Below are 6,131 nucleotides of genomic sequence, written 5' to 3'. Positions count from 1 at the left end.
GTCTTGTTATGTTGTCTTGTTATGTTGTCTTGTTATGTTGTCTTGTTATGTTGTCTTGTTATGTTGTCTTGTTATTTAGTCTTCTCGTGTAGTTTGGTTTCGCATTCTGGTTCTGTTCTCTAGTTCCATAGTCCGTCGTTGTACGTCTACTACACCCGAGAATGCACGAATAGCCAAGAGATGGATTTCCATCTCTTGGCTTCACCTGAAACTTTTCACCTTTTTCCTGCTATCTGCCACACACAACCTATTACCTGCCACTGTCACCAGACACCTGCTACCTATCACATTTTTCTGCTATCTGCCGACTGCCACTTGTTGCCTGTCTCCCGCCACCTGTTAGGCATACTCAATTAATCTTAATCAACGCCACAATGCAAGCAACTTCCTGGAACGGAGGACTTCTCCACATTCCTACGCTGCTTGTTTACGAAAAACGAAGTTAGAGGCTTCCATGCTAACGACGATATCCAGCGCACAAATTTGCTCATATGCCACAATTAGCTTCTCGTGCTTCGGACATCGCAAACTAAATACTAGGTGCATGACAGGGCTTTCTCCTGCTTTTCCTACTATTGGCGAATGAGCACTCTCTGGCATCATCTTGAGATGCATCACCTGTATGCCCTGTTCCCCAAAACGAGCGGTTAGCGAGCTGAGAAAACCGGGATGCTCGTTAATCATAATTTCAACTTCATGTGTTCGTCGGTGCCGGATGATGTGCTTCTCCAACTTATTCAAGAGGTACAGGCTGATGAGGACTAAAAAGGTACAAACCAGCGCTCCGGTAATAAAGCCTGCTCCGACACTTAAGCCAATGGCCGCTACAAGCCACACGGAAGCTGCGGTCGTCAATCCTTTGATGACATTGCCATTTCGCAGAATAGCGCCTGCACCAAGAAACCCGATACCGCTGACAACCTGTGCAGCCAATCTAGACGGATCAATACGGACATTTGGCTCATTCACAAATTCAGAGAATCCATATTCGGATAGGAGCATAATGGTCGCTGATCCTAAGCACACTAGAATATGCGTCCGAAAGCCTGCTGCATGATTGTTCCATTCCCTTTCCAGACCAATCAAGCCGCCTAGAATGACGGCCAATACCATACGAATAACTAAATCCAAATGACTAATGTGCCAGACACTATCGGCGGCAGCTATCATTGCGAAACCTGAAGCGAATCGGTCAGCCATTGGTTCAACTTCACGACTTCCGAACCGGCAAGCATCATAATGCCTACGCCATGATTGTCATTTTTGACAGTCAGCAGATCCTTCTTATAGTAGTCAGCTGTAAATGCATATCGGGAGCCACTGCATACACCATGCACATTCCCTTGCGCATCGATCGCAATACGGGTTAGACCATCCCACGCTTTCAATGCCGCTTCAATAAAGCGTTGTGGTTCTTTGAGCCAACCAAAGCGAACACCTCTTGCAAATGAATAGGCGAACATCGCTGTACAAGAAGCTTCTTCATAAGCATCTGAATCATTTAAAACCTGATGCCAAAGCCCGCTTTCCGCTTGGAGATCTGCATATCCACCACACAGCTCATTGAAGAACTCCGCAAGCGCAGGCCGCGCTTCATGTGAGGTTGGCAAGGCTTCCAACACCTCTGTTAGCGAAAAGAGAGTCCAACCATTGCCACGTCCCCAAGGAATGCCCGTCGCCATGCCATATTTAAAATCAAACACATGCGACATAATGCGCTCTTCCGGCATATACAAATACTTGCGGAACAGCAAGAATTGCTTCGCAGCTTCATCCAGCGCATCCGATACGCCAGCGATTCGAGCATAACGGCAAAGAAACGGCGTGCTCATGTAAAGATCGTCTGCCCACATCGTATTTTCCGAGTACTCGTCTGCGCATATCCGATAGAAAGCTCCGTCTTCCTTACGTTCCAAGCTGTATAGAATAAAATCGGCAATTCTGTTGGCAATCGGCATAAACTTGGAAGCCTCATCTTCTTGATAGGCCTCCAACATCGCGGAGCCAAAGGAACCGCAGTTGTCCAGCATTTTCATCATAACCAATTGTTGATTGATGGCTGGGAACCCATACTGTTCACGATCCCACAGCGAATAATCGAACATGTCTGCACAGCTTCGAACGTGGTCCAGCGCATATTGGTTAATGTCAGGTCGCTCTAATAAGCGCCCCGTTTGCAACAATCCATAAATCGTAACACCAAGCGGGTAATCCCAACGTGCATAATTCGTCACATTGCCAACGGTCCATTTATTGCTCAGCATGGCGTTCTCATAGTAAGGGCGAATCCATGTCTCTGGACGATCCAAGCGCCAATAGGTTTTCTCTTCGGCATACACATCGATGGTATATACGCTATCCGTCTGTACCAGATCCTCGTAAGAGAAGGAAACGTTAGCAGACAGTGGCCCTAAGTATAGCCAAGGTTCCGCAGCACCATGAACCTGCTTCGGTAATCCGAACGGGACAACCTCTTCACCGATGGATACCTCCATCGTGAACCCCCAAGCATTATTCCCACAACTACTTCGAATAAGGAGCTGCTGTTGACCATAAGAAAGCGGCACCTCGACTTGAAATTCACCTGCCTCCGCAAGTTCCAGCACAACCTTGCCTTCCAGCCAAACAGTTAGTGCTCCAGCAGCATTTCCCTTCATTAGGCAAATTTCATGCCCCCGCTTGAGGTTGTTTAGCTGCGTCCATGCATAAGCCTGTTTACCAGGCTGTCTCCCAAATAGTCGTTCACAGGCAGGCAAGGAAAGCTCACTTTCCTCCCATTCACGACGGGGCAGCCAACTCAAGCTATTGTTCTTCTCAGAGGACATCGCATCCGGTAAGGAACGCCCCTCGAAAATATCATGGTCTATTGGCGAAGAAAACACCCAACCCGCTTGTCCTTTGCGTTCTGCAAACGGAGCTAGTACGTTCAGAATACGCACTTTGGCCTCATCGGAACCGAATAAGCAGCCAAATCCAGCTGCCGTATGCTTCGCTTTAATAAAGAGACGATTCCATCCTTTGACGAAATCCAGATTTAACTTCACTGTGGCATCCGGCTTAATCTCGTCAATGACTGTTGAGCGATAGGTCAGCTCGTCATTGAAAAAAAACTGAATCGGACCCAAACAGCCCAGCAATACATCCAAATTACGTTCGCTATCACTCCAAACTAAGGCATAGGCATAGGAGTATTGACCTGGCTTTGCCTCAGGAAATCTACGTCCCAAGTCAAGATCAAACATTCCTTTATCATTCTGCAATACGCCGCCACGACTGAATGCTCGAAATGCGAAGGGGACAGGTGGGTTCGCACCAATGTAGCGATCAGCAAGCACTTTCAATGTTTGCCTATGGTCATTCCCCAAACGGGTTTGTATACTCTCTTGTTCATTGAAATAGGTCGTCATAATGAACTTCCTCTCTACCGTAGACGGATCTTAAATGTCCGATCATAAGGCGTAACCAAGTTGACATGGACATATTGACATCCAGTTGGATGGTGATCCTCACGAACACTAGGCAGAATATGCTCATAGGCGCCCGAAGAAATTTCAATGACATCTCCGTCTGCTTCGTACTTCATAGAACCGCTTCGCAAGAAATACTTACCTTCTTCCCCGACAAGCAAATCATCCCCACTCACCGTGCCATCATTTCCAAAAATGAAGGTCAGCTGCGTGAAGACATCCTCACGCTCATCAGATGCTATATGGATCGTCCATTCCGAATCTCCAGACGTAATTACCGCTTGCAGTTCAAGCTGCTGCACATGCGTCATCGGCCGATGTTGGTGCGGCAACAAATACCATGGGCTGAGTGTCGAACCTGCCGTCCCTACAGGCAGGAGATGACGCGGAATCGGTCCGTTGTAGCCTTTTTCCAATACCGTATCCAGCTTATACCCCGCTTCGCTTGCCAGTAGATTCGTAAACTTCACAATACCCGGTGAGAACGACGTTGCAAGTTTGACTCCGAGTAGGCTTGCTTTCCCATGGCGCAGGGAGAAAAAGGACGGCGTTTGCGACATGATCGTCACACTTTGTTCCCCTTCTCGTATCCGAACCAACGGAGCTCCGAAAGCGAGATGCATGCTGCTATGCTGAATGTGCATATGATGGCCAATCCCATCGATTTGCTGTAAATGTTCCTGCATCGGGTGCTCGGCATTGATTACTTTCACATACCGATCTAGCAATGGTGCTCTTTCCAATTGAGAAATATCTGCCTCTGGGTAGAGGAGCATATTCATCAGAGGATGGTTATTCACACCTTCGTAGAAGCCTGTGATGAAGGATCCGGCATAATCGGCCATTGCAGCAAAGATAGGATCCTGGTCATACGCCGCCATTAAACGATAAATCGGAAAGTAGTTCGCCATCGTTGCGGTCTGACCGAAATCCTGACGTCCCGAGTAATCCGTAACCACTTCGCCTGACGGGTGAATTAAGTAGATCATCATCCGAAGATTACTTCGGACACATTCGATCAGTTCAGGTCGTTTCATCAAACGCCCCGTATGATATAGCGCAATATTACTAACTGCGTTATAGATCCCGTTACTGCGTTCTGTCCATTCCCCGTCCTCGGTAATATCCAAACCTTCAGCCAACCAATCTTCAGCTCGTGTTAGAAGCTCTGGTTGCGGGAAAATCTCATGCAACAACGAAAGCGCTGCAGTAATGACCCAGCGATGATTCGGTGTATGACAACCTCCAGTCAACATAGCTGGTATCGTGCGTTCCAAGAAGAGCTTCAACTTAGCTGTCACAGGCTCAAGCTCAACCCAGTCGTGTTTGTTCAGCAGTTGGTACATTTGTGTTACGCCACCGACTACGAAAGCCGTATCCGGGGGAGAATTGTAATTCGTAGAACCCAATGAAACCGTTCCATCCGCATGTTGTCTATTCAGCATGAATGCGACTGCTTTATCCAAGGCGATCAAGAGAACTCTATCGTGATAGTAACGAGAATCCGGATTTACCAACGCAGAAGCCCATCCTGCTATTATACGCGGTGTACTCATGTGATTAGCTCGTGCAATGCCCGTTTCATCGACAATACCACCAACATATTTGGATTGCGGATCAAGAATCTGCCCTTGCAGCGTAGCTTCCGTTAATTCATCATTCAAGCCAACTAAACGATTATAAATGGCATCCACGTAGATCACCTTACCCTTTCCTAGCCGCAATTTTACTGGTGATGAGGTTGTGACTCTCATGAATTTCATTTGGCTCACACAGCGCTTTGAGTTCATATACTTTCACTTTGGCATAATCGATGGCTTCTAGGAAATGGTCGAAATAGTTCAAATCCTTGCTGTGGACATAGGGACACCAGTGATCGGCAAGTTCCAGTGTTTCATGGATGTGGACACCATAAATATATTTCTGCACTTCTTGCAGCTCTTTGAGATTATCGTATAAGCCCATTCGATCCATCATCATCGCATGGCCGATATCGTACCATAAGTACACAGGGCTGCCCGCCAGGTTCTCACAGATCGTCTTTGCCTCCATCAAGGAAGGCATCTGATACGATCTGGAGCGAGTCTCAATGCCGATCGCGACATTCCAACCTTTTCGAGCCGCATGCTCGCTCACTGTCTCTAAACTTTCTTGAATCCTCTGTGTATACAGGGGACTTAAGCGATCCCGTCTTTCAATCATGACGCTCCACAATTTCTGATACTCTGGCGAATCCTTACCGTAGTCTCGATACAGCTTTTTTAAATCCACATCAATATTATAGTCAAAAGGTACTTCCCCTGGATGCACGACTACAGCTTTGGCTCCATAGCGATTGGCATATTCCATAGATCGGATAAGCAACTCGACAGAACGCTTGCGCTTCGCTTCATCATCAAACCCCAGCATGACGGAGTCTGTATCATAGTCCTTATCGTTGATGAATGGGAATACGTTGTGTACACTGGATACACCGATTTCTCCCCTTTCAATCATAGGATCAATCGTTGTCATCATTTCTTCTGTCACATTATAGTTAAGCTCGACATTACGAAAGCCCAGCTCTTTAATTTCCTCAATCATGCTACGTCCTACGGTATGCTTCTTAATGTTCCAACACGTTGAAAACGAATATTCCCCTTTATCGATCATGTCTCTACCTCC

At 47.0% G+C, this 6,131-nt stretch carries 4 protein-coding genes; all 4 read right to left on the bottom strand.

Annotated elements, in window-relative coordinates:
* Nucleotides 1-414: 414 nt before the first annotated feature.
* The 4 genes from A8708_RS29585 to A8708_RS29570 are packed head-to-tail and all read right to left on the bottom strand — an operon-like array spanning nucleotide 415 to nucleotide 6,119.
* Entirely contained in the window at nucleotides 415-1,200 is a 786-nt protein-coding gene (locus tag A8708_RS29585; protein WP_239696894.1) for an MgtC/SapB family protein, read from the bottom strand.
* Nucleotides 1,167-3,407 carry a glycoside hydrolase family 88/105 protein gene (locus A8708_RS29580; protein WP_068669783.1) on the bottom strand — a complete coding sequence of 747 codons (2,241 nt, stop codon included), beginning with the start codon at nucleotides 3,405-3,407 and terminating at the stop codon, nucleotides 1,167-1,169. Before A8708_RS29580 ends, A8708_RS29585 begins: the two co-directional genes overlap by 34 nt.
* Nucleotides 3,408-3,421: 14 nt before the next feature.
* Nucleotides 3,422-5,221, bottom strand: a complete 1,800-nt coding sequence (locus A8708_RS29575; RefSeq protein WP_239696893.1) for a hypothetical protein — start codon at nucleotides 5,219-5,221, stop codon at nucleotides 3,422-3,424.
* Nucleotides 5,172-6,119 carry a sugar phosphate isomerase/epimerase family protein gene (locus A8708_RS29570; RefSeq protein ID WP_157265117.1) on the bottom strand — a complete coding sequence of 316 codons (948 nt, stop codon included), beginning with the start codon at nucleotides 6,117-6,119 and terminating at the stop codon, nucleotides 5,172-5,174. The genes A8708_RS29575 and A8708_RS29570 overlap by 50 nt, the downstream gene beginning before the upstream one ends.
* Nucleotides 6,120-6,131: the final 12 nt, after the last annotated feature.

The sequence above is a fragment of the Paenibacillus oryzisoli genome (genome assembly GCF_001653565.1).
Taxonomy (GTDB): Bacteria; Bacillota; Bacilli; order Paenibacillales; family NBRC-103111; genus Paenibacillus_E; species Paenibacillus_E oryzisoli.
This window is presented reverse-complemented; position numbering and strand designations above follow the sequence as displayed.

What these genes read in the sequence shown, in the direction of transcription:
- A8708_RS29585 (WP_239696894.1), bottom strand. Translation starts at nt 1,200, where the DNA reads ATGGCTGACCGATTCGCTTCAGGTTTCGCAATGATAGCTGCCGCCGAT.
- A8708_RS29580 (WP_068669783.1), bottom strand. Translation starts at nt 3,407, where the DNA reads ATGACGACCTATTTCAATGAACAAGAGAGTATACAAACCCGTTTGGGG.
- A8708_RS29575 (WP_239696893.1), bottom strand. Translation starts at nt 5,221, where the DNA reads ATGAGAGTCACAACCTCATCACCAGTAAAATTGCGGCTAGGAAAGGGT.
- A8708_RS29570 (WP_157265117.1), bottom strand. Translation starts at nt 6,119, where the DNA reads ATGATCGATAAAGGGGAATATTCGTTTTCAACGTGTTGGAACATTAAG.